Origin of the sequence: Acetobacter conturbans (assembly GCF_011516755.1) — a bacterium.
GTDB classification, from domain to species: domain Bacteria; phylum Pseudomonadota; class Alphaproteobacteria; order Acetobacterales; family Acetobacteraceae; genus Acetobacter; species Acetobacter conturbans.
Genome location: NZ_WOSY01000087.1, coordinates 1 through 541 on the forward strand (window position 1 = coordinate 1; position 541 = coordinate 541).

Consider the following 541-nt stretch of genomic DNA (forward strand, 5'->3'; position numbering starts at 1 on the left):
CGGTAGCCAGTCCAGCGGCAAGGACCGTGCCACCTATCAGACCCCGGATCACGACACCACCACCGTGCGGAACATGCCCACCTCCATGTGGTAGAGCAGGTGGCAGTGATACGCCCACAGCCCGGGTTCGTCCGCCGTGACCAGGTAACTCAGCCGCTCACCCGGCTTGACGGTAATCGTGTGCTTGTAGGGTCGGCAGTCACCCTGCCCATTTTCCAGTTCGCTCCACAATCCATGCAGATGGATTGGGTGCTCCATCATCGTGTCGTTGATCAGGACGAAGCGCACCCGCTCGCCCAAAGTCAGACGAATCGGTTCCGCTTCCGAGAACTTCTTGCCGTCAAATCCCCAGATGAAGCGTTCCATGCTGCCGGTCAGGTGCAGGGTGATCTCGCGCGACGGCGGGCGTGGGTCCGCGCCCGGGATCGTGGCCCGCAGATCGGCATAGGTCAGAACGCGGCGACCATTATTCTCCAGCCCGTCGCCCGGCTCCGCCAGCCGGTTGATCGGCATCATGGCGACACTCTGCACCGCGACGCCG

At 63.2% G+C, this 541-nt stretch carries 1 protein-coding gene; it reads right to left on the reverse strand.

All coding sequences use genetic code 11. The annotated features are described in order from the left end of the window. Positions 1 to 48: 48 nt before the first annotated feature. Positions 49 to 541 (reverse strand): multicopper oxidase domain-containing protein (locus GOB81_RS17460; RefSeq protein WP_173571474.1); only part of this gene is annotated, 493 nt, incomplete at its 5' end.